Genomic DNA, 20,982 nt, shown 5'->3' with positions numbered 1-20,982 from the left:
GAGCTGGCTCTTCAGCTGCCGGAGCTGGCTCTTCAGCTGCCGGAGCTGGCTCTTCGACCTTCTCCGTCGCCGGAGGAGTCTCCTCGAATGCCTGTGCCTCAGCAGTCTCGGGTGCCTGCTCCTCTGCTTGTGCCGCAGCCCGTCGCAGGGCCTCGGGAAGCGCGTCCCCCAAAGACTGCGTCAACGGTGCCTCGTCCGCGGTCACGGTCGCGTTCTTCGCTGCCTCGGCCTTGGCCTTGTCGGCGGCACGCTGTGCGACCCTCCGGGCCTCGGCCTTCGCCTCGGCCTTGTTCTTGAGCGGGCCGATCACCATGACCATGTTGCGGCCGTCGATGCGTGGCGCCGACTCGATCGTGCCGACCTCGGCGACGTCCTCCGCAAAGCGCTGGAGGAGGCGGATGCCCATCTCCGGACGCTGCTGCTCGCGGCCCCGGAACTGGATCATTGCCTTGACCTTGTCCCCGGCCCCGAGGAAGCGGAGCGCGTGGCCCTTCTTCGTCTCGTAGTCGTGGGTGTCGATCTTGAGCCGGAAGCGAATCTCCTTCAGAACCGTGTTCGTCTGGTTCTTGCGCGCCTCGCGAGCCTTGACCGCGGCCTCGTACTTGTACTTGCCGAAGTCCATCAGCTTGCACACCGGCGGTTTCGCCTGGGGTGCTACCTCAACGAGATCAAGGTCTGACTCCGCCGCCAGACGCAGCGCGTCCTCGATACGCACGATGCCGACCTGCTCGCCAGCAGGCCCCACGAGGCGTACCTCAGGGACGCGGATTCGCTCATTGATGCGTGGATCGCTAATGTTCAAGCTCCTCAAGTAGTCCAGGACAACCCCGACAACGAGGAAGGCCCCCGATTGCCGGTGCAATCGGAGGCCTCGGAAGGTGAACGTCACCGTGGACGCCATGTCCGGCAGCGGCGGAAGCCGCGCCAGCCAACCTGAGTACCCGGCAGCAATGCGATCCTGGGAAGTGACTCCTGAAGGAGTCGGCTTCTGAGCGATCTGCACGCCGACGCGGGTGGGAGAGATCTCCGCTTGCAAACTGTCAATCAAGTATACAGGCAAAAAACGCCTGAATAACGACATCCAGTCGGTCTATGCCAAGCTTAGCAGCATGAGCACTGACCACACTGACGACCACGGCATGAGCACAGACACGGGCGCGGGCACGAACACGGGCGCAGGCACTGAACTCCGGGACATCGCGGAAGTTCCCGCCGTCGAGGTCATCACGACCACGGCCGTGCACCTCATGAGCGCGGCTGCCGTCAAGGTGGGTCTGGCCGATGAAGGCGAGGAGCTCAAGGACCTCGACGAGGCACGCAAGCTCATCACCGCACTCGCCGGACTCGTGACTGCCGCTGCGCCGGAGATCGGGTCCCAGCACGCAGCGCCGCTCCGTGACGGCCTGCGCTCCCTCCAGCTCGCATTCCGAGAGTCATCGATCATCCAGGACGCTCCCGGCCAGGGCCCCGGCGAGAAGTACACCGGACCGGTCAACTGACGCAGTGTCAACTGACGCAGTGTCAGCTGACAGCGTCAGGTGACCGGCCGACTCCAGCGCGCCGGCGCCGTCGCATGCTCTGCGCCAGAAGGCCAGCCGCGCACAGCACGACACCGACGAACCCGATCCCCACGAAGCCTGCCCACGGTCCGGCCGTGTCGATCATGATTCCGGTGAACGGCGAACCGAGCGCGGTCCCCGCGGTGAGGGCCGAGCCGTACCAGCCCATGGCCTCTCCGCGTCGCGCCTCGTCGACGAGCGAGGCCACGGCTTCGGAGGCCGCGGAGAGTGTCGGTGCGCAGAGGAATCCTGCCGGCAACGAGAGCAGGGCGAGGCTCCACACGTCGCTCGCGTAGCCCATCGGGATGGTGAGCGCAGCCATGAGCAGGAGAAGCACGAGTGGGTGGACCTTGCGCGTCATCGCTCCGTAGACGAGGCCGCCGATGAGCGACGCGAGGCACCAGGCAAAGAACACCACGCCGAGTTGCTCCCCTTGCCCCCGTCCGCGGAGGACGGCGACGATCCCGACGTCGGTCCCCGAAAGCACGATGCCGGCGCCCGCCGCGACGACGAGGACGACGACGACGCCGATGGTGAACCACCCGAACCCGCCGCGGGCGCGTCCCATGAGGCGCCTGAGGCCCGAGGCACCGTCCGCCTGACCCGCCGCGACCTCGGCCGGCGCGGCGCTCTCGGCCGATTCGACCCCCGCGGCGACATCGCTCTCGCAGGCCGCCCCGCCGTCGTCGGCCACGGCGCCAGGCTGCCCCGAGCGCGTGGGCGGGTTGAACCAGACCAGCGCGAGACCCGCGAGGGCTGCGGACACGCCGACCGCCGTCACCCCCACGGTGGTGGAGAGCTGCACGCCGACCAGCGCCGCGAGGGCCGGTCCTACCATGAAGGTGACTTCGGTGCAGATGGAATCGAGCGCGAAGGCGGTCCGTCGCTGCGGCTGAGTCGTCATGATGCCGAGGGACTGCCGCACCACCGAGAAGATCGGCAGGGCGAACACGCCGCCGACGAGGGCAGCGCCGAGGAGCCCCGGATAGCTGAGGTGCGGCGCGATGGACCAGACGACGGCCTCCGCCACGATCGACGGGATGAGTGCCACCCGCAGTCCGGCGGTGTCGACGCGACGCCCACGCCACGGGGCTCCGACCGCGATGCCGATGGTCAACAGCGCTGCGACGGCGCCAGCAGCGCCATACCCGAGGCCGAGGGTCTGCACCACATGGAGGGTCAGCAGGACACCTGCTGCCGAGTGCGGGAGCCGCGCAACCATCGCGACGAGCAACAGCTTCCGCACCGGGCGCCGCCGCCACAGTTGCCCGTACAGGGCGAAGTCCATGAGTCCCCCTTCTATCCGCGCCGCCACCGCATTCGCCGGTGGGCGGTGCGGATCAGTCCTGCGCAGCCCGGAGGGAGACCTCGATCGAGTCCACGGCGTCCGCGAAGCGCTCGCTGCCGGCGAGTCGGCCGTTCAGCTCTGCCACGATGCCACGCACGGCCTCGGCAGACAACCCGGGCAGGATCTCGAGCACGATCCGAAGCTCCGGGCCCGTCCCACCGCCGTTCAGGATCCTTCCGGAGCGGTCCCTGCTCACGACACCCTTGCCCGGCTCGAGGCGGACGCCCCGAATCTGGCTGATGCCCTCGATCGCGGTTCCGACGACGTCCACGAGCGCCTCGTCCCGGTAGGACGGCGTCCAGGCCTGCTGCTGGGCCAAGGCCCAGACGGCCGGGCGCCGCAGCACGAACGTCGTCTCAGCGCCGGGGTCGAGCACGAGCAGCTCGGCGCCTTCCGAGACGGCTGAGAGCGCGGCCCGAGGAGCGAAGACCGCGACCGGACGCGCCTCCGCATGCCACGCCTCGAGCCGCTCGACCGATGTGAACACCGGGAGCGCCTTCCGGCCGTCCGGAGCGCTGAGGGTCACCAGCGCCATGTCCGCCTCTTTGTCCTCCGCGAATCCGTGGGCGCCGAGGCCCCCCTCCGCGAGGGTCGCGACAACGGGAACGAAGACCCGCGCCGTCGCGAGCGCGACGTGCACCGCTTCCTCCGTGCCGCCCGAGGCGAGGGCAGCGAGGGCGGCCTCGACGCCGGGATCCGCTGCGCCGTCGTCAGCGTCGAAGCGGTGCAGCGGATTGCCGTCGCCCGCGAGATCGCGGCCCGCCCACGGCTGCCCGGCCGAGTCCGTACCCTCGCCGGCGCGGGCCAGCGCTGCCGCGATGTGCCCGGGGAGATGCCGCGCCCGGTGGTCCTCGGCCCCCATCTCAGCGCCGGCCGGCTACGTCGAGCGCCTCTGGCAGGGTGAACTTGCCGGCGTAGAGCGCCTTGCCGACGATCGCGCCCTCGACTCCGAGGGGGACCAGCTCACGGAGCGCCCGGAGGTCGTCGAGGCTCGAGATGCCGCCCGAGGCCACGACGGGCTTGTCGGTCCGCTCGCACATCTCGCGCAGGAGGCCGACGTTGGGCCCGCGCAGCGTTCCGTCCTTCGTGACGTCGGTGACGACGTACCGCGAGCACCCGGCGTCCTCGAGGCGCGCGAGCACCTCCCAGAGGTCCCCGCCTTCCTTCGTCCAGCCGCGCGCCGCGAGCGTCGTGCCGCGGACGTCGAGGCCGACGGCGATCTTGTCGCCGTAGCGCTCGATAGCGCGGGCTGTCCACGCCGGATCCTCGAGCGCGGCCGTTCCGAGATTGACCCGCGCCGCGCCGAGACCGAGTGCAGCGTCGAGCGACTCGTCGTCCCGGATGCCGCCCGAAAGCTCGACCTTCACCGTGAGCTGGCGCACGACGTCGGCGAGCAGCTCACGGTTGCTGCCGCGCCCGAAGGCCGCGTCGAGGTCGACGAGATGCACCCACTCGGCGCCGTCGTTCTGCCACGCGAGGGCTGCGTCGAGAGGCGCTCCGTAGCTCGTCTCGCTCCCGGCCTCGCCCTGCACGAGGCGCACAGCCTGGCCGTCAGCGACGTCGACGGCGGGCAGCAGCTCGAGGATGGACTCGCCAGCGGTCATGGAGGATCTCCTTGGTGATGGGGCGGATGGGGCGGCCCTCAGGCCGATTGGGTGAACAGGTAGGCGGCAACAAGGGACGCAGCGGCCAGAACGCCGAACGAGATCCAGACCCAGTTGGCCATTCCCTGACGGCGGAAGGACACCACGCCGCCGATGAGGATCCCGGCGAGGCCGAACAGGAGGACCGACCACATCTAGACGCGACCGCCGTCGCTCGCGGACGCCTCGGCCTGAGCAGGCGCGTTCTTGGGCCGGAGGGAGGCGACCCAGTTCCGCAACAGCCTGGCGCCGGCGTCGCCCGACTTCTCGGGGTGGAACTGCGTGGCGCAGAGGGGCCCATTCTCGACGGCGGCGACGAACGGGGCGCCGTGTTCCGACCAGGTCACGAGCGGTGCCGCCATGCCGGGATGGCTCGCATCGAACTTCCAGTCCTGCACGCCGTAAGAGTGCACGAAGTAGAACCGCTCTTCCTCGACGCCTTCGAAGAGCCTCGAGCCCTCGGGAACGCGCACCGTGTTCCACCCCATGTGCGGGACGACGGCTGCAGGCAGCAGCTCCACAGTGCCGGGCCATTCGCCGAGTCCCTCTGACTCGACGCCGTGCTCGACCCCTCGCTCGAACATGATCTGGAGTCCGACGCAGATGGCAAGAACAGGGCGGCCGCCGGCCACCCGCCGGCCGATGATCCGCAGACCGTCCACGGCCTTGAGCTCGTCCATGACCGTCGCGAACGCGCCGACCCCCGGCACGACGAGCCCGTCCGCGTTGAGGGCGTCCTCTGGCTTTGAGCTGAGGGTCACGGCTGCACCCGCGCGTTCGAGCGCGCGCACGGCCGAGCGCACGTTGCCGGAGCCGTAGTCGAGGACGACGACGGTCGGCAGCCCCTCGGGATGAGGCGCGGGACCGCCGTGGTTGCGGGCATCCACGACGACGCCATTGGCGACGCCGCTCCCTCCTTCGTTCACAGGGCACCCTTCGTCGACGGAATCGCCTCCCCGATGCGCGGATCAGGCTCGACGGCAGCGCGAAGTGCACGGGCGAACGCCTTGAACTGCGCCTCGACGATGTGGTGGGGGTCCCGGCCTGCCAGTACGGTCATGTGCAGGCAGATGCCGGCATGCAGCGTGATCGCCTCGAAGACGTGGCGCGTCAGGGAGCCCGTGAAGTGCCCCCCGATGAGGTGGTACTCCTGCCCCGCCGGCTCACCGGAGTGGACGAGATACGGGCGTCCCGAGACGTCCACTACGGCGTTGGCGAGCGCCTCGTCGAGCGGAATCGTCGCCTCACCGAACCGGCGGATTCCAGCCTTCGAACCGAGCGCCTCCTTGAGCACCTCGCCGAAGGTGATCGCGATGTCCTCGACCGTGTGGTGGACGTCGATGTGCGTGTCCCCGGTCGCCTTGACGGTGAGATCAATGAGCGAGTGCTTCGACAGCGCCGTGAGCATGTGGTCGTAGAACGGGACGCTGCTCGAGATGTCCGAGCGGCCCGTGCCGTCGAGGTTGATCTCGACGAAGACGGACGACTCGGAGGTCGTGCGCTCCATCCGCGCCGTTCGCGAAGTGCGACGCGCGGCCTGCAGCTCGGTGGTCATGGGTGAACGTCCTTCACTGGAAGCGAATGCGGGGGACTCGTCCATTCTAGGCGGGAGCCGCCGACAGGCCCGCAGACCCTTTCGGCGACCGGGTCCTCGAGGACGCGGCTCTCAGCGTGCTGGTCCCTCAGCCCGCTCCTCGGCGAGGAGCTCCCCGAGCCGCGAGAGGAAGGCCGAGGTTTCGGACTCCGTCCCAGCCGTTACCCGCAGGCTCCCGGGGATGCCGACATCGCGGACCAGCACGCCGACTTCGAGCAGCCCTCGCCAGATCCGCTGGGCATCGGCGAGGCCAGTGAAGAACACGAAGTTCGAGTCGGAGGCTGCGGGCCTCAGCCCAAGCCGCTTGAGTTCCTTGACGATCCGGTCGCGCTGGTGCTTGATGGCCTCGACTTCGGACATGAGGGACGCGCGGTGCCGCAGCGCGGCCAGGGCGGTCGCCTGGGTAACCGCAGACAGGTGGTACGGGAGCCGGACGAGGCGGAGTGCGTCCGTCACTTCGGGCGCCGCGGCCAGATACCCGAGACGGGCGCCTGCGAGGGCGAACGCCTTGCTCATCGTGCGGCTCACGACAAGTCGAGGACGTCCCGGGAGCAGCGTGAGCGCGCTCTCGGTCCCGAGTTGGGCGAACTCCGCATACGCCTCGTCGACGATCACGATGGCCTGGCTTGCCTCGCCGGCGTCGTACACCGCTTCGACGACATCGAGTCCGAGTGCAGTTCCGGTCGGGTTGTTCGGCGAGCACAGGAAGACGATGTTGGGCGCGAGATCCCGGACCTGTCGCGCAGCCGATTCGGCGCTCAGCCCATAATCGGCGTCGCGAACGCCCTTCACGTATTCCGTCCCCGTGCCCGCGGCCAGCAGCGGGTACATCGAATACGTCGGGGGGAAGCCGAGCGCCGAGCGACCCGGTCCGCCGAACGCCTGGAGCAACTGCTGGAGTACTTCATTCGAGCCGTTGGCCGCCCACAGCTGGTCGGCGCTCAAACCGTGGCCCAGATACTCCGCGAGCGCCTCGCGCAGTTCCGTGAACTCACGGTCGGGGTATCGGTTGAGAGTGGAAACCGCCTCGCGCACCGCGTCAGTGATGGCATCCCTGACGTCCTCGGGCACTCCGTACGTGTTCTCGTTGACGTTGAGCATGATCGGGACGTCCAGCTGCGGCGCCCCGTAAGGGTGCTGACCCCGCAGATCCTCGCGCAAGGGGAGCCGCGCTAGGCGCTCCTCGGGAGAGGTGGGCTTGACAGTCTGCTCGTTCACCGGTCCAGCCTACGCCCGCGCTGTTGGCGGGTCCGTATTCGTGACTCGGCCGGCCGCCAACGCGAAAGGCTCAGCCGGCGGTCGGCACCTGTATCTGCTGCCCGGGAAGCACCTTGGTCGAGTCGAGGTTGTTGAGCTCCACGATCTCCCCGATGACGACGCGCGGGTCGCGGTCCGGAGCGTACTCAGCTGCAACAGTCCAGAGCGATTGCCCCTCCTGGAGCGTCACTTGCCTCGTGTGGGTCACCGAAGGCGCCGCATCGCCAGCATGTGCCGGCGCAATGAGCCCGGTGATGAACGCGAGCAGGACCATCGACGCGAGGAATACCGGCAGGGCGATCAGCACGAGCCGGCCGCGCCGCGTGAGCCGCAGGCGGGCGGTGTGTGCCTGGGCACCCCTCGGTCGAGCCTGTGCCCCGGCGAACGGAACTGCGAATGCGTGTGCCACGGTTCTTCCTCCTCAGGAATGCCTTCGAACATGTCTTCGAACCATTCAGAACACTTTTAGCACTTCTCATCGAACGATGTCCAGACTCGCTAGAACACATGTTTGAAAGGTGCCGCCGTGTCCCCTACGGTGGAACCAGCATCCAGACGGGTACCGACAAAATAAGAAAGAGGGCACGCATGGCAGGAGTGGCCAGAGCCGCGAAGGGACTCACGGTGCGCCAGCGGAAGATCCTCGAGACGATCCAGCGCTCGGTCCAGACCAAGGGGTACCCGCCGTCGATGCGCGAGATCGGTGACACGGTCGGCCTCGCGAGCCTCTCGAGTGTGACCCATCAGCTCGCCCAGCTCGAGAAGCTGGGGTACCTCCGCCGCGACCCGAAGCGGCCGCGCGCCATGGAAGTCCTCATGCCGCTGAGCCTCGACGAGGGCCCCCTCACGATGGAAGCCGAGCGCACGGCGCCGGTTCTCGGCGTCGGCGGCATTCCCTTGGACGACATGGCGAGCGCTGCGGACACCGCGATGGTTCCGCTCGTCGGGCGCATCGCCGCGGGCGGCCCGATCCTCGCCGACCAGGTTGTGGAAGACGTCATGCCGCTCCCCCGGCAGCTCGTGGGCTACGGAGAGCTGTTCATGCTGCGGGTCCGTGGAGACTCGATGATCGACGCGGCGATCTGCGACGGCGACTGGGTGGTCGTGCGGCGCCAGAACACCGCGGAGAACGGGGACATTGTGGCCGCGCTGCTCGATGACGAGGCCACAGTCAAGACGTTCCGGCAGCGCGATGGCCATACGTGGCTGCTCCCCCAGAACACCCGCTACGAGCCCATCCTCGGCGACCACGCCACCATCATGGGTCGGGTCGTGTCGGTGCTCCGCTCGGTCTGAAGACCTCTGATCTGGGAGGGGCGTGGCGGACTAACTCAACCCGCTGCCGCGAGTCGCTCGAGCGCCTTGAGCACGACCCCGCGGTCCGTCGTTCCCCACAGGGGAGGAAGTGCCGAACGGAGGAACGCTCCGTAGCGCTCGGTCGCGAGCCGCGAGTCGAGAACCGCCACCACGCCTCGGTCCTCGGTCGAGCGGATGAGCCTTCCGGCGCCCTGGGCCAGCCGCACGGCCGCGTGCGAGGCAGAGACACTCATGAAGCCGTTTCCGCCCGCCTGCGCGACGGCCCGGGAACGCGCTGTCGCGAGCGGGTCGTCCGGGCGGGGGAACGGGATCCGGTCGATGACGACGAGCCGGCACGAAGGGCCTGGCACGTCGACTCCCTGCCAGAGGGACATCGTCCCGAAGAGACAGGTGTTCGGCTCGTCGGCGAACTGACGGACGAGCGCACTCATCGAGGACTCGCCTTGGCAGAGGATCGGAACGTCAAGCCGCCCGCGCAGCTCGTCCGCGGCATCCTCGGCCGCGCGGCGCGACGAGAAGAGGCACAGGGCCCCGCCCGACGAGGCACGGATGAGCGTCTCGAGCTCGTCGATGGCCTCCGAGGAGACCCCCCTGCCCGGCTTGGGCAGATGACGCGCGACGTACAGGATGCCCTGACGGGGATAGTCGAAGGGCGATCCGACGTCCACGCCGGTCCATGTCGGGGCACCGGAGCCAAGCAGGCCCAGGCCTCCCGCGGTCGGCTCGAACGCGGCCCCGATCGCGAGGGTCGCGGACGTGAGCACCACGGTGTGATCTGCGAAGAGCCCGTCCCGCAGCTTTCCTCCGACGTTGAGCGGCGCGATGCACAGTGTCGCGGGCGCGTCCTCGGCGGGCCCCGAGTAGCCGGACGCGGGGTCGAACGTCCCGGTGCGCGAGACCCATACGACCTCGCCCTGCGCCTCAGCGTCGAGCATCCGCTCGCAGCATTCGAGTACCGCGCTGATCCGTGACCGGGCGACCTGCCTCCCGCCGTCAGCCGACTGCCCATCCCCCGGCTTGGAGTCCGAGACGGCGGCGCGGCTTGCGTCGCGGAGAAGCACCAGGGCCTGCGCGAGCTCTTCCGTGAGCCCCCGGGCCAGTAGCCCCGTGGGCACATCCGCCAGCGCGAGCTCAAGCTGCGCAGCCGCCGACTGCAGCGCCTCGACCGAGAGCCCGCAGTGGCGCCGAAGGCTCGACGCCGCGGCCGTTGCCATCGCCGTGGACAGCTGCCCGCTCACCGCACCCGTGACTCTGTCCTGGAGCTCGTGGGCCTCGTCGACGACGACGACGTCGTGCTCCGGCAGGACGTTGAGCCCCTCGAACGCGTTGATCGCGAGCATCGCGTGGTTTGTCACGACGATGTCCGCCTCGGCACCCCGCTGCCGGGCGAGCTCGCTGAAGCATTCGGCGGCGAGGGGGCACCGCTGGGCGCCGAGGCACTCGAGCGCTGTGACCGAGACCTGCCGCCACGCCCGGTCCGTGACCCCCGGGAGAAGGTCGTCGCGGTCTCCCGTCTCGGTCTCTTCCGCCCACTCCCGGAGCCGTTTGATCTCGCGGCCGAGCTGGGTGGTCGGGCCGGATACGCCGGGATGTGCGACGCCGGTGTCCTCGCCGAGGGCGAAGAGCGTCCCTTCGCCGCCCTCGTCCGAGGGGAATCCGCCAGAGAGCTTGTGCTTGCAGAGGTAGTTCGAGCGCCCCTTGATGAGAGCGACGTCGACGGGATGGTCGAGCTCAGGCGTGATCGCCGCGAGGAGGCGCGGGAGATCGCGCCCCACGATCTGGGCCTGGAGGGCCAGCGTGGCCGTGGCAACGACAGCCGGCCGGCCCCCGTTCTGCGCGTGCGCGATGAGCGGCACGAGATAGGCGAGCGATTTCCCCGTGCCCGTCCCCGCCTGGACGAGGAGGTGCCTGCCCTCGTCGATCGAACGCGCCACGTGGCGCGCCATCTCGTGCTGCCCGTCGCGCTGTTGGCCGCCCATCGCGGCAACTGCCACATCGAGCAGCCGCACGGCGGTCTCCTCGGCCGCGCTCACCCTCACCTCAGTCATTGACGACGAATGGCTCCAGCTCCGCCGCGAACTCTTCCCGCACGACCACGCGCGCGACGGTGCCGTCCGCGGTGTGCTCGAGTGAGCGAATCTCAGAGCTGCTCTCGTGGAGCTTGCTGAGAAGGTCGCCCCGGCTGTACGGGATGAGGAGCGTGAGCACGACGTCGGGCCGCGGGATCGCAGCGCTGATCGCCTGCTTGAGCTCCTCGATTCCGAGTCCGGTGCGGGCCGAGACCACGACGTTGCGCGGCTCGTGCTGGCGAAGGCGTTCGAGGACGAAGGGATCCGCGGCGTCTGCCTTGTTGAGGACGATGATCTCGGGGATCTTGCGAGCGTCCACCTCGGAGAAGACCTCTCGCACCGCCGCGATCTGACCCTCCGGGTCGGGGTGCGAGGCGTCGACCACGTGGAGGATCAGATCCGCATCGGCGACCTCCTCGAGCGTCGAGCGGAACGCCTCCACGAGCTGCGTGGGCAGGGACCTGACGAATCCGACCGTGTCCGAGAGGGTGTACGGCAGGCCGTCCGGAGTCTCGGCCCGGCGCACCGTGGGGTCGAGGGTCGCGAACAGCGCGTTCTCGACGAGTACGCCGGCGTCGGTGAGCCGGTTGAGCAGCGAGGACTTTCCCGCATTCGTGTAGCCGGCGATCGCGACCGAGGGAACCTCGTTCCGCTTGCGATTTGCCCGCTTCGTCTCTCGGGCTGGCTTCATCCCGGCGATCTCCCGCCGCAGCTTGGACATGCGGGTGCGAATACGGCGCCGATCCAGCTCGATCTTCGTCTCACCGGGACCACGCGAGCCGATGCCGCCGCCCGCGGCGCCCACCCGTCCACCGGCCTGTCGGGACATCGACTCGCCCCACCCGCGGAGGCGCGGGAGGAGGTACTCGAGCTGCGCGAGTTCGACCTGCGCCTTGCCCTCGCGACTCTTCGCGTGCTGCGCGAAGATGTCGAGGATAAGCGCCGTGCGGTCGATGACCTTGACCTTGACGATGTCCTCGAGTCCGCGTCGCTGAGAGGGCGAGAGCTCCGAGTCGACGATCACGGTGTCAGCGCCGGTCGCGTAGACGATGTCCTTGAGCTCCTGGGCCTTGCCCGACCCGAGGAACGTCCCCGCGTCCGGCTTGAGCCGCCGCTGGACGATGCCATCGAGCACTTCCGAGCCCGCGGTCTCGGCGAGGGCCGCGAGCTCCTGGAGGGAGTTCTCGGCGTCTTCCAACGTCCCCTCGCTCCAGAGGCCGGCGAGCACGACGCGCTCGAGGCGCAACTGCCGGTACTCGACTTCGGTGACGTCCTCGAGCTCGGTCGACAGACCGGCCGTTCGGCGCAGCGCCCTGCGCTCTTCGAGGTCTCGCTGTTCGCCGTCGTACTCGCTGTGCTCGTCGTCGCGTTCGGAGAGGGCGAGCGCCTTGCCGCTCGTGAGCCCCCCGCGCCGAGCGGACGGGGCGCCGTCGCCGTCGTCCTCCGCTCGATGCCCCGCGCCCTTGGCGGTCGCAGCCTCCTCCTTGGCGAGGATCCGGTCGATCACGGCCTGGATGTCCTGCGCACTCAGATCCTGGGGCTGCGGCTCGGACGCGGCGTCGTGGTTGGTCATGTTCTCCTTCGTAGGGAAGTCCTTTCCAGAATAGTTCTCAGGGGTGACAGAAGAGAGGTCACGCACGATGCGCCTCCAAAAAGTGGGTTCCTGTTGAGCCCGGCCGGACAGCGGTCGACGGCGGGGCATTGGCCAGCGGGAAGAGGTGGCTACTTGAACAGGCGCATGGATCTATTCTACTAGATCATGGAACCCGCCCACTATTTCAACGCTCAGCCGGACGTGCCCGACGTGCGGCGACCCCTCGCCGTCGTCCTCGAAGGAGCCGAAAGGGCCCTCGAGACGTCGGCGGGCATCTTCAGCCCGGACGGGGTGGACAAGGGCACGGCCGTGCTGCTCACGGAAGTCCCCGACCCTGCACCCGCGGGCCATCTCCTCGACATCGGCTGCGGTTGGGGTCCGATCGCTCTCACGATGGCGCTCCGCTCCCCCGAAGCGACGGTGCACGCCGTCGACGTCAACGAGCGCAGCCTCTCCCTCACCGCGGCCAACGCGGGCCGGCTCGGGCTCGGCAACGTCCACGCAAGCCGTCCGGAGGACGTCCCTGCCGACGTCCGCTTCTCCACGATCTGGTCCAACCCGCCCATCCGGATCGGCAAGGAGTCGCTCCACGAACTCCTCCTGCAGTGGCTGCCCCGGCTCGAGGAGGGCGGCGAGGCATGGCTCGTCGTGCAGAAGAATCTCGGTGCCGATTCGCTCCTTCGTTGGCTTGCGGACTCGCTCGGCGAGGCGTACGACGTCGGCCGGGAAGCGACGTCGAAGGGCTTCCGCATCCTGCGGGTCACCCGAAGAACGGAGGGGCGGGAAGAGCGGAGGCGCGACGCCGGAGGCTTCCTTCAGACCGGCAGCTAGCCGAGGGTGCCGTGCGCGACGATCACGGCTGGGCCGCTGAGCTCCACGTGCTCGCCGCCCTCGGACGCCGTCACGAACGCTATCTGGACCATGCCCCCGGGAACGCGGACGTCCCACCGGTTCGGCGCGCCCGCGCCCGCCCAGTGGCGGATCGCGACCGCCGCGGCGCAGGCACCGGTCCCGCAGGACTGCGTCTCCCCCACGCCGCGCTCATGCACGCGCATGGCGATGCTTCCGATCCCCTCACGCACCAGCGGCTCCGCGGGCACTACGAACTCGACGTTCGTTCCGTGCGGCGGAACCGGCTCGACCTTCGGCGCGGCGAAGAGCCGGAGCCGGTCCAGCTCCGCGTCCTCGGCCAGGGCAACGACGGTGTGCGGGTTGCCCATGCTCACGCTCAGCGCGGGGCGCGACACGTCCAAGCCGTCCGCGGTGACCAGCGAGTCCCCCGCGTCCGCTTCGGCTTGGGCCGGGTGGATGAACTCCCACGGGCCCATGTCAACTGCGAAGCCGCCGTCGCGACGCTCGACGCGCTTGACGCCAGCGCGGGTGCCCACGGGAAGAACCTCGCCGGGCTCGAGTTCGACGAGTCCCTGGTCGAGGAGGAACGCGACGAAGACGCGCACCCCGTTGCCGCACATCTCCGAGACCGAGCCGTCGGCGTTGCGGTAGTCCATGAACCAGACGGCTTCTGGTTCCTCCCCGAGGATCTCCCGGCCTTCGGGGAGGTGCTCGGAACGGACGGCGCGGATCAGGCCGTCTCCCCCGATGCCGAGATGGCGGTCGCAGAGTGCGGCGGCCTGCCCAGCGCTCACGTCATGAAGTCCGTCCGGATCGGCGACGAGGACGAAGTCGTTTCCCGTTCCGTGGCCCTTCGCGAACGGGAGGCCGGCAAGCCCGGCGAGCGGGCGCGCGGCGCGGGCCAGGGAATCAGGGGCTGCGGTCATGGGTCTAGGATACCGAGGGCGTTTCGGGAACCTGCCCTCGGAGGACGGCCAGCGCGGCGTGCACGAGGTCCGGGCGGCGGGCATCGAGCCATCGGACCCGAGGGTCAGCGCGGAACCACGTTGCCTGACGCCGGGCGAACTGGCGCGTCGCGACGATGGTCGCCTCGGCGGCCTCGCCCACCGTGGACGCGCCGTCGAGCACGCGGAGGAACTGCGCATAGCCGAGGGCGCGCGAGGCGGTGCGCCCCTCCCGGAGACCCTGCGCGTCGAGCCTCCGCACCTCCTCCACCAGTCCCGCTGCGACCATCCGGTGGACGCGCTCGGCAAGCCGGGCGTGCAGCGCCGGCCGGTCCACGTCGAGACCGATCTGCACCGTCGGCTGCGCGTACTCCCTGTGCGGCATGTACGAACTGAACGGCCGCCCAGTCACCTCGTGGACCTCGAGAGCCCGGATGATCCGCCGCGCGTCCTTGAGCCGAGCCGCCGACGCGGGGTCGATGTCCGCGAGGCGCCTCGCGAGCGTCCCGATGCCGCCGGCCTCTGCCTCGGCCTCAAGCCGGGCGCGAACCGCAGGGTCGGTGCCGGGGAACTCCAGGACATCGGTCGCGGCGCGCACATACAGACCCGAACCGCCCGCGAGGATTGCCCTGCGTCCCCTCGAGTGGATGCCCTGGATTGCTGCCCGCGCCGCGCTCTGGAACGCCGAGACGCTCGCCTCGTCGCGCACGTCCAGAATGTCGAGAAGATGGTGGGGCACACCTCGACGATCCTCGACGGTGAGCTTTGCCGTCCCGATGTCCATGCCGCGGTAGAACTGCATCGAGTCGGTATTCACGACCTCGCCGTTCAGGGCAAGGGCCAGCTCGACCGCAAGGTCCGACTTGCCCGTTCCGGTGGGGCCGACGACGGCGATCACCGGCCCAGGAGCCTCGGGAAGCCCTCGATGCCGGTCCACCGGTCAGCCCGCGCGGACGGGAAGCGACGGCATCCCGAGGCTTACCGAGCCGCGAGCACCCGCCGTCGCCGCCCCCGTCCCCGACGCCGGGACGCCGCAGGACTCAGCTTGCGCACGGTCCCACGCGTCCCCCGCACGGGAGCGCCGCACGGCATACTGATCGGTCCGCGGGTCCGCGATGAGGTGATGCGGGGCAGCGTCCGTAACCGTCAGGGACACGAGATCGCCGGGCCGCGGCTCCTCGGCCCCCGCGGGAACGCTGAAGTGGACGAGCCGGTAGTCCTGGGCGCGGCCCGAGAGCCGGTGGGTCTCCCCTGCCTTGCGGCCGCTCTGGGCGGTCACGAGCAGCTCGACCTCACGGCCGACCTGACGCGCGTTCTCCTCCTCCGAGATGCGCTCCTGGAGGGCGATGAGCCGCTCGTAGCGCTCCTGGACGACGGCCTTGGGCAGCTGGTCCGCCATCTCGGCGGCCGGCGTGCCGGGACGCTTCGAATACTGGAACGTGAAGGCGCTCGAGAAGCGCGAGCGTTCGACGACGTCGAGGGTCGCTTGGAAGTCCTCCTCGGTCTCTCCCGGGAATCCGACGATGATGTCCGTCGTGATCGCCGCGTCCGGGATCCGGTCGCGGACGCGGTCGAGGATGCCGAGGAACTTCGACGAGCGGTAGGACCGCCGCATCGCCCGGAGCAGGCGGTCCGAGCCGGACTGAAGCGGCATGTGCAACTGCGGCATGACGTTGGGCGTCTCGGCCATCGCGTCGATCACGTCGTCGGTGAAGGCAGCCGGGTGCGGGCTCGTGAAGCGCACCCGCTCGAGTCCTCGGATCTCGCCGCACGCGCGGAGGAGTTTGCCGAACGCGAGCCGGTCGCCGAACTCGACACCGTATGAGTTCACGTTCTGCCCCAGCAGCGTCACCTCGATCGCGCCGTCGTCCACGAGCGTCTGGATTTCGGCGAGGATCTCGCCCGGGCGCCGATCCCGCTCCTTGCCGCGCAGGCTCGGAACGATGCAGAACGTGCAGGTGTTGTTGCAGCCCACCGAGATGGACACCCAGCCGCTGTAGACCGAGTCGCGCCTCGTCGGCAGGGTCGACGGGAAGACTTCGAGGGACTCAAGGATCTCGAGCTGAGCCTCGTTGTTGTGTCGTGAGCGCTCCAGCAAGGCCGGCAGCGCGCCGACATTGTGGGTTCCGAAGACGGCGTCCACCCACGGCGCCTTCTCGAGGATGGTGTCCCTGTCCTTCTGGGCGAGGCAGCCGCCGACGGCGATCTGCATCCCCGGGTGCCGATCCTTCACCGGCCGGAGCTGGCCCAGGTTGCCGTAGAGGCGGTTGTCCGCGTTCTCCCGCACCGCGCACGTGTTGAACACGACGACGTCAGGCTCTGTCCCCTCCTCGGCACGCACGTATCCAGCGGCTTCGAGAAGCCCCGACATGCGCTCAGAGTCGTGGACGTTCATCTGGCAGCCGAAAGTGCGCACTTCGTAGCTGCGCGGGCCGCTCTCGTCGATCGTGGAACTCACCCATCAAGGGTACCGGTCGCTGGCACCAGGCCGAGGATCAGTACCGGCGGCGATCAGTACCAGCCGATCGAAACCTCGTGTGCCCACGCGCTGCACGGGCTCCCGTAGCGGTCTTGAATGTAGCCGAGACCCCAATTGATCTGAGTGCGGTAGTTCGTGAGCCAATCCGCTCCCGCCGAATCGTACTTCGACGGAGGCAGCGCCTGCGCCACCCCGTACGCACCGCTCGAGGGATTCGTCGCGTCGGTCATCCAGCTCGATTCGCGCGTCCACAGCTGCAGGAGGCATTGGAACTGAGAGCCGTCCCAACCGTATCCGCCGATCTGGGAGGATGCGTAGGCCTGCGCTCCCGCCGGGTCATCCGCCACTGATCCAACCCCGGGGGTCATGACGGTCGGAGTGGACTGGACCTGCACCTGAACCTGGGCGGCCGCAGCAGCGGCGGCCGCGGCCTGCTGCTGCTGCTGGAGCAGGGCAGCCTGCTGGGCGGCCGCCTCCTCCGCGGCCTTCCGCTTGGCCTCCTGCGCCGCCTCGTAGGCGGCGAGGGCCTGCTGGCCCTGCTCGTACTTCTGCTCGACGGACGTCGAAGTTCCCTTGAGGTCGGCCAGCTGCGCCGTCATGGTGCTCTGCTGCTGCTGAGTCTGTGAGACGACGTCCTCGGCATGCTTCTGGGCCGTCTGCGCGGCCGCGAAGGCCTGCTGAGCGGCGTCCGAAAGCTTCGCCAGCGCATCCTCGGCGGCACTCGACTGGGCCTGCGCCTGAGCCGCGTTGTTCGCGGCGCTCTGATAGTCCGCGACCGCCTTGGCCGCTTGGTTTCCGAGGATCTGCAACGTGCCCAGCCGGTCGAGGCCGTCGGGCTGTCCGATCACCGAGAACGCATCGAGCGCCCCCGACGGCGAACCGCCGGTGTAGGCAGCCGCCGCGATGCGCCCGGCCGCTTGCTTGCTCGCGTCCCGTTCCTTGATGCGCTGCTGAGTGACCTGCTGAAGAGCATCCACGATCTTCTGCTGGTTCTTCACCGCCAAGTCGGCCTTCGCATAAGCGGCACCGGCCGCTACAGCCTTCGCGGAGGCGTCCGCGGCGCTCGCCTGCACCGAGGAGAGGAGTCCGTTGATCTTGTCCACCTCGGCCTGGGCTGCGGCGACATTGGCCTTGGCTGCCTGCACGTCCGCCCACGTCGGGAAGCCCGTAGGCGGCCCATCGTCAGCGACTGCGGAGGGCGCAGCCAAGGTCAGCGCCAGGAAGGCGCTGACCGTGGCCGCAAGGGCTGACTGGCGCAGTCGGGAGGCTGTTTGACGTCGCATACTGCCTCAGAGTATTGGGGCTCTGCAACGGTTCAGTCCACGCACCACGCCCGATTCACTGCGTATTCCCAGTGTCGAGGATCTCAGCGGCCACCCGGAACGCCCTCCCCGGAGGGTGCCCTTTGCGTGCAAGCATGCCCACGAGCCGCCGCAGTTCACGCTCCCTTGCCGCCGGATCGTCAGGGGGAAAAGGGCGCATCCTACGCTGGACGAGCTCTCGGGCTGCGCCCATCTCCTCGTCATCGCTGAGTTCCGAGAGTGCCTCTTCGGCTACTCCACCGTCCACGCCCTTCGAGACGAGTTCGCGGCGAAGGGCCGATTTCGACAAGCCCTTGGCCGCGAACCGACTCCGGACCCACATCTCGGCGAAATCCGCGTCATCGATGAGGCCAACATCCTCAAACCGGTCGAGCACCGCCTCCGCCACGTCCTCTGGAACGCGACGCTCTCGCAGCTTCACTGCGAGCTGGTGCCTGCTCCTCGGGCCGCTCGTGAGTTGTCGGAGGAGGATCGCCCGGGCGACCGCCTCGGGATCTGCCTCGCGCTCCCCCTCCGGCTCCACTCCGCTCGTGTCAGCTCCCAACGGCTACTCGCCGTCGACAGCCTTGAGCCGCGGCTGCTCCTCAGCGGGCTTGCTGACTCCGACCCCGAGCTTCTCCTTGATGAGCCGCTCGAGCTCGTCCGCCAGCTCCGGGTTATCCCGAAGGAACCGCCGGGAGTTCTCCATGCCCTGGCCGAGTTGATCGCCGTCGTACGTGAACCACGATCCGGACTTCTTGATGATCCCGTGCTCGACGCCCATGTCGATGATTCCGCCCTCGCGCGAAATCCCCTGGCCGTAGATGATGTCGAACTCTGCCTGCTTGAAGGGCGGCGCCATCTTGTTCTTGACGATCTTGGCCTTCGTCCGGTTGCCAACCGAATCCGCACCCTCCTTGAGGGTCTGGACGCGGCGCACGTCGATGCGGACCGAGGCGTAGAACTTGAGCGCCTTGCCGCCGGTCGTGGTCTCGGGGGATCCGAAGAACACGCCGATCTTCTCGCGCAGCTGGTTGATGAAGATGGCCGTCGTCTTGGTCTGGTTCAGGCGTCCCGTCACCTTGCGGAGCGCTTGGCTCATGAGCCGGGCCTGGAGGCCGACGTGGCTGTCGCCCATCTCGCCCTCGATTTCCGCGCGGGGCACAAGGGCCGCGACCGAGTCGATCACGATGATGTCGAGCGAGCCCGAACCGACCAGCATGTCCATGATCTCGAGGGCCTGCTCGCCCGTGTCCGGCTGCGAGACGAGGAGGGCGTCCGTGTCGACCCCCAGCTTCGCGGCGTATTCGGGGTCGAGCGCGTGCTCGGCGTCGATGAATGCCGCGATGCCGCCGTTGCGCTGGGCATTGGCGACCGCGTGGAGGGCCACGGTGGTCTTACCGGACGACTCCGGGCCGTAGATTTCGACCACGCGCCCGCGCGGGAGGCCGCCGATACCGAGAGCGACGTCGAGCGCGATCGAACCGGTCGGAATGACCTCGATCGGCGCGCGCGTGTCGTCGCCGAGCCTCATGATCGAGCCCTTGCCAAACTGCTTGTCGATCTGAGCGAGAGCTGCCTCAAGGGCCTTTTCGCGATCTGGCGCTGCCGCCATGGTCCACCTCCGGTCGGGGTTGTCGTTCAATCCATTCGCCACGCTACCGAGGGCCACCGACACTCGAGCGCAGCGCGCTGCCGTATGTGGATAACCCGGCGGAAACCCGTGAATCTCCTCGTCAACGAGGATACGCCCACCCGAACACACCTTCGAATAGGCGCATCGGCGTGTTGCGTGAGGTGTTGAGATCCCCAGGGCCTGATCAGTCTTTGAGCGGCCTGTCCTTGCCGAGACGTCGTTCGGACGGGACGTCCTGCATATCGCACACGGCGAGCCATACGGTGCGCGGGTTCTGTCCCGCCCTGAGAGCCTCCACTGCCGTGCGGCCCCCCACCGATGTCAGCACCAGCGTGGACGCGAGGACCCGCGCGTAGCCTGCGCCGAACTCGTCCTCCATGAGACGCCAGAAGTCGCTGTGACGCATCGTCTCATTCTCCCATCGATATCTTCCGCCCAGATGCCACTGCACCTGCCCACCTATGATGGGCTCATGCCCACCCCGAGCCAGAAACCAGAAGAGTTCGACGCCGCGTTCGAGTCCATCGAACAGCAGCTGAGCCTCTTCTGGCGCCGCTCCCGGGCAGTCTCGCACGCGATCTCGCGCTCCCTGCATCCCGAAGTTGAGCCCGGCGCATACGGCCTGCTCATGATCCTGCTTCGGGAGGGTCCACTCCGCGTCACGGAGCTCGCCGCCCTCATCGGCATCGGCAAGCCCTCAGTGAGCCGGCAGATTGCGCTCCTCGAACAGCTTGGCCTCGTGGTCAAGGAGGACGATCCCGACGACCGCCGTGCGCAGAGAGTGACCTTGAGTCCCTCTGGCCTAGCGGAAGTCGAGGAGCTGAAGCGCCGCCGCCTCTCCTTCTTCCGCGACGCACTCGGCTCCTGGGACCTCGCCGACCTGTCGAGCCTCGCCGGCTACTTCTCGCGGGTCAACGACGCCCTCGCGACGGCAGGGCGTCGAAGGTCCGAGGCCCTCAAACATGCGCAGGAGGGGCCGGGCGCAAGCCCGGCCCCTCCTGACGACGACTCTTTCGAGTAACGAAGACTAGTGCGATCCGCTGAGCTCGATGCCGAGTTCCTCGGACAGGTCGCGTCCGTAGCGCTGGGAGAACTCCTGCGGCACAGTGTCCGGCACGGAGACACCTTCGGCGACGGCAACGCGGTCACTCACTTCACGGAGCATGGCCGAGAGCGGAACGTCCAACGCCGAGCAAATCGATGACAGGAGCTCGGAGGACGCTTCCTTCTGGCCCCGCTCGACCTCGCTCAGATATCCAAGCGAAACCCGGGCGTTGTGGGAGACTTCACGGAGCGTACGGCCCTGACGCTGGCGGACGTCACGCAGGACGTCCCCAATCTCATGACGCAGAACAACCATCTTGCGCTCCTTCTTCTCTTCAGGGGCGA

Annotated in this window: 23 protein-coding genes; 4 read left to right on the top strand and 19 right to left on the bottom strand. The window is 68.7% G+C overall.

Annotation, left to right across the window (positions count from 1 at the left end):
• The coding region (infC, locus tag V7053_RS12020; RefSeq protein ID WP_334172510.1) for a translation initiation factor IF-3 at window positions 1-802 on the bottom strand (802 nt) is incomplete at its 3' end.
• A 337-nt stretch (window positions 803-1,139) separates the two neighbouring features.
• Between infC and V7053_RS12015 the strand changes: the two genes are divergently transcribed.
• Entirely contained in the window at window positions 1,140-1,499 is a 360-nt protein-coding gene (locus V7053_RS12015; protein ID WP_334172512.1) for a DUF1844 domain-containing protein, read from the top strand.
• A gap of 22 nt (window positions 1,500-1,521) precedes the next feature.
• Here V7053_RS12015 and V7053_RS12010 read toward each other — a convergent pair whose 3' ends face one another.
• The 8 genes from V7053_RS12010 to V7053_RS11975 form a co-directional block, all read right to left on the bottom strand.
• On the bottom strand, window positions 1,522-2,847 hold the full coding sequence (locus V7053_RS12010) for an MFS transporter (protein WP_334172509.1): 1,326 nt from the start codon (window positions 2,845-2,847) through the stop codon (window positions 1,522-1,524).
• Between the two features lie 52 nt (window positions 2,848-2,899).
• The gene (locus V7053_RS12005; protein WP_334172508.1) at window positions 2,900-3,769 is read right to left on the bottom strand and encodes an SseB family protein; all 870 of its coding nucleotides are present in this window, start codon (window positions 3,767-3,769) and stop codon (window positions 2,900-2,902) included.
• A 1-nt stretch (window position 3,770) separates the two neighbouring features.
• Complete coding sequence (gene priA, locus V7053_RS12000; protein ID WP_334172507.1) at window positions 3,771-4,511, bottom strand: bifunctional 1-(5-phosphoribosyl)-5-((5-phosphoribosylamino)methylideneamino)imidazole-4-carboxamide isomerase/phosphoribosylanthranilate isomerase PriA; 741 nt, start codon at window positions 4,509-4,511, stop codon at window positions 3,771-3,773.
• Window positions 4,512-4,549: 38 nt separating this feature from the next.
• On the bottom strand, window positions 4,550-4,705 hold the full coding sequence (locus V7053_RS11995; RefSeq protein WP_334172506.1) for a hypothetical protein: 156 nt from the start codon (window positions 4,703-4,705) through the stop codon (window positions 4,550-4,552).
• Window positions 4,706-5,437 carry an imidazole glycerol phosphate synthase subunit HisH gene (gene hisH / locus V7053_RS11990; protein ID WP_334172511.1) on the bottom strand — a complete coding sequence of 244 codons (732 nt, stop codon included), beginning with the start codon at window positions 5,435-5,437 and terminating at the stop codon, window positions 4,706-4,708.
• A 35-nt stretch (window positions 5,438-5,472) separates the two neighbouring features.
• Window positions 5,473-6,105, bottom strand: a complete 633-nt coding sequence (gene hisB, locus V7053_RS11985; protein WP_334172505.1) for an imidazoleglycerol-phosphate dehydratase HisB — start codon at window positions 6,103-6,105, stop codon at window positions 5,473-5,475.
• Window positions 6,106-6,216: 111 nt separating this feature from the next.
• Window positions 6,217-7,362 carry a histidinol-phosphate transaminase gene (locus V7053_RS11980; RefSeq protein ID WP_334172504.1) on the bottom strand — a complete coding sequence of 382 codons (1,146 nt, stop codon included), beginning with the start codon at window positions 7,360-7,362 and terminating at the stop codon, window positions 6,217-6,219.
• A 70-nt stretch (window positions 7,363-7,432) separates the two neighbouring features.
• Window positions 7,433-7,810 (bottom strand): LysM peptidoglycan-binding domain-containing protein, encoded by a 378-nt coding sequence (locus tag V7053_RS11975; protein WP_334172503.1) that lies wholly within the window; start codon window positions 7,808-7,810, stop codon window positions 7,433-7,435.
• Between the two features lie 179 nt (window positions 7,811-7,989).
• Here V7053_RS11975 and lexA point away from each other — a divergent pair, with 179 nt between their 5' ends.
• A complete protein-coding gene (gene lexA, locus V7053_RS11970) occupies window positions 7,990-8,697 on the top strand; it encodes a transcriptional repressor LexA (RefSeq protein WP_334172502.1) in 708 nt (235 codons plus the stop codon).
• Between the two features lie 35 nt (window positions 8,698-8,732).
• On the opposite strand, the gene V7053_RS11965 is transcribed toward lexA, so the two are convergent.
• Window positions 8,733-10,766 carry an ATP-dependent DNA helicase gene (locus V7053_RS11965; RefSeq protein WP_334172501.1) on the bottom strand — a complete coding sequence of 678 codons (2,034 nt, stop codon included), beginning with the start codon at window positions 10,764-10,766 and terminating at the stop codon, window positions 8,733-8,735.
• A complete protein-coding gene (gene hflX / locus V7053_RS11960; RefSeq protein WP_334172500.1) occupies window positions 10,759-12,360 on the bottom strand; it encodes a GTPase HflX in 1,602 nt (533 codons plus the stop codon). Before hflX ends, V7053_RS11965 begins: the two co-directional genes overlap by 8 nt.
• 186 nt (window positions 12,361-12,546) lie before the next feature.
• On the opposite strand from hflX, the gene V7053_RS11955 reads away from it, so the two are divergent.
• Entirely contained in the window at window positions 12,547-13,212 is a 666-nt protein-coding gene (locus V7053_RS11955) for a class I SAM-dependent methyltransferase (RefSeq protein ID WP_334172499.1), read from the top strand.
• Here the strand turns inward: V7053_RS11955 and dapF are convergent.
• The 7 genes from dapF to V7053_RS11920 form a co-directional block, all read right to left on the bottom strand.
• On the bottom strand, window positions 13,209-14,159 hold the full coding sequence (gene dapF, locus V7053_RS11950; protein ID WP_334172498.1) for a diaminopimelate epimerase: 951 nt from the start codon (window positions 14,157-14,159) through the stop codon (window positions 13,209-13,211). The two genes, V7053_RS11955 and dapF, sit on opposite strands and share 4 nt — an antisense overlap.
• 4 nt (window positions 14,160-14,163) lie before the next feature.
• Window positions 14,164-15,114: a tRNA (adenosine(37)-N6)-dimethylallyltransferase MiaA gene (miaA, locus tag V7053_RS11945; protein WP_334172497.1), complete on the bottom strand. Its 951-nt coding sequence runs from the start codon at window positions 15,112-15,114 to the stop codon at window positions 14,164-14,166.
• Between the two features lie 3 nt (window positions 15,115-15,117).
• Window positions 15,118-16,635 (bottom strand): tRNA (N6-isopentenyl adenosine(37)-C2)-methylthiotransferase MiaB, encoded by a 1,518-nt coding sequence (gene miaB, locus V7053_RS11940; RefSeq protein WP_334172496.1) that lies wholly within the window; start codon window positions 16,633-16,635, stop codon window positions 15,118-15,120.
• 53 nt (window positions 16,636-16,688) lie between these two features.
• Window positions 16,689-17,939 carry a hypothetical protein gene (locus V7053_RS11935; RefSeq protein ID WP_334172495.1) on the bottom strand — a complete coding sequence of 417 codons (1,251 nt, stop codon included), beginning with the start codon at window positions 17,937-17,939 and terminating at the stop codon, window positions 16,689-16,691.
• Window positions 17,940-17,994: 55 nt separating this feature from the next.
• On the bottom strand, window positions 17,995-18,501 hold the full coding sequence (locus V7053_RS11930; protein ID WP_334172494.1) for a regulatory protein RecX: 507 nt from the start codon (window positions 18,499-18,501) through the stop codon (window positions 17,995-17,997).
• 24 nt (window positions 18,502-18,525) lie between these two features.
• Window positions 18,526-19,572: a recombinase RecA gene (gene recA, locus V7053_RS11925; RefSeq protein WP_334172493.1), complete on the bottom strand. Its 1,047-nt coding sequence runs from the start codon at window positions 19,570-19,572 to the stop codon at window positions 18,526-18,528.
• A 205-nt stretch (window positions 19,573-19,777) separates the two neighbouring features.
• On the bottom strand, window positions 19,778-19,999 hold the full coding sequence (locus V7053_RS11920; protein WP_334172492.1) for a DUF3046 domain-containing protein: 222 nt from the start codon (window positions 19,997-19,999) through the stop codon (window positions 19,778-19,780).
• A 66-nt stretch (window positions 20,000-20,065) separates the two neighbouring features.
• Between V7053_RS11920 and V7053_RS11915 the strand changes: the two genes are divergently transcribed.
• The gene (locus tag V7053_RS11915; protein WP_334172491.1) at window positions 20,066-20,614 is read left to right on the top strand and encodes a MarR family winged helix-turn-helix transcriptional regulator; all 549 of its coding nucleotides are present in this window, start codon (window positions 20,066-20,068) and stop codon (window positions 20,612-20,614) included.
• 6 nt (window positions 20,615-20,620) lie between these two features.
• Here the strand turns inward: V7053_RS11915 and V7053_RS11910 are convergent.
• The coding region (locus tag V7053_RS11910) for a helix-turn-helix domain-containing protein (protein ID WP_334172490.1) at window positions 20,621-20,982 on the bottom strand (362 nt) is incomplete at its 5' end.

The organism is Sinomonas sp. (genome assembly GCF_036848755.1).
GTDB lineage: Bacteria > Actinomycetota > Actinomycetes > Actinomycetales > Micrococcaceae > Sinomonas.
Note: the sequence above shows the minus strand (reverse complement) of the source record. Positions and strands in the feature narration are given on the sequence as shown.

What these genes read in the sequence shown, in the direction of transcription:
- V7053_RS12015 (WP_334172512.1), top strand. Translation starts at nt 1,140, where the DNA reads ATGAGCACAGACACGGGCGCGGGCACGAACACGGGCGCAGGCACTGAA.
- V7053_RS12010 (WP_334172509.1), bottom strand. Translation starts at nt 2,847, where the DNA reads ATGGACTTCGCCCTGTACGGGCAACTGTGGCGGCGGCGCCCGGTGCGG.
- V7053_RS12005 (WP_334172508.1), bottom strand. Translation starts at nt 3,769, where the DNA reads ATGGGGGCCGAGGACCACCGGGCGCGGCATCTCCCCGGGCACATCGCG.
- priA (WP_334172507.1), bottom strand. Translation starts at nt 4,511, where the DNA reads ATGACCGCTGGCGAGTCCATCCTCGAGCTGCTGCCCGCCGTCGACGTC.
- V7053_RS11995 (WP_334172506.1), bottom strand. Translation starts at nt 4,705, where the DNA reads ATGTGGTCGGTCCTCCTGTTCGGCCTCGCCGGGATCCTCATCGGCGGC.
- hisB (WP_334172505.1), bottom strand. Translation starts at nt 6,105, where the DNA reads ATGACCACCGAGCTGCAGGCCGCGCGTCGCACTTCGCGAACGGCGCGG.
- lexA (WP_334172502.1), top strand. Translation starts at nt 7,990, where the DNA reads ATGGCAGGAGTGGCCAGAGCCGCGAAGGGACTCACGGTGCGCCAGCGG.
- V7053_RS11965 (WP_334172501.1), bottom strand. Translation starts at nt 10,766, where the DNA reads ATGACTGAGGTGAGGGTGAGCGCGGCCGAGGAGACCGCCGTGCGGCTG.
- hflX (WP_334172500.1), bottom strand. Translation starts at nt 12,360, where the DNA reads ATGACCAACCACGACGCCGCGTCCGAGCCGCAGCCCCAGGATCTGAGT.
- V7053_RS11955 (WP_334172499.1), top strand. Translation starts at nt 12,547, where the DNA reads ATGGAACCCGCCCACTATTTCAACGCTCAGCCGGACGTGCCCGACGTG.
- dapF (WP_334172498.1), bottom strand. Translation starts at nt 14,159, where the DNA reads ATGACCGCAGCCCCTGATTCCCTGGCCCGCGCCGCGCGCCCGCTCGCC.
- V7053_RS11935 (WP_334172495.1), bottom strand. Translation starts at nt 17,939, where the DNA reads ATGCGACGTCAAACAGCCTCCCGACTGCGCCAGTCAGCCCTTGCGGCC.
- recA (WP_334172493.1), bottom strand. Translation starts at nt 19,572, where the DNA reads ATGGCGGCAGCGCCAGATCGCGAAAAGGCCCTTGAGGCAGCTCTCGCT.
- V7053_RS11920 (WP_334172492.1), bottom strand. Translation starts at nt 19,999, where the DNA reads ATGCGTCACAGCGACTTCTGGCGTCTCATGGAGGACGAGTTCGGCGCA.
- V7053_RS11915 (WP_334172491.1), top strand. Translation starts at nt 20,066, where the DNA reads ATGCCCACCCCGAGCCAGAAACCAGAAGAGTTCGACGCCGCGTTCGAG.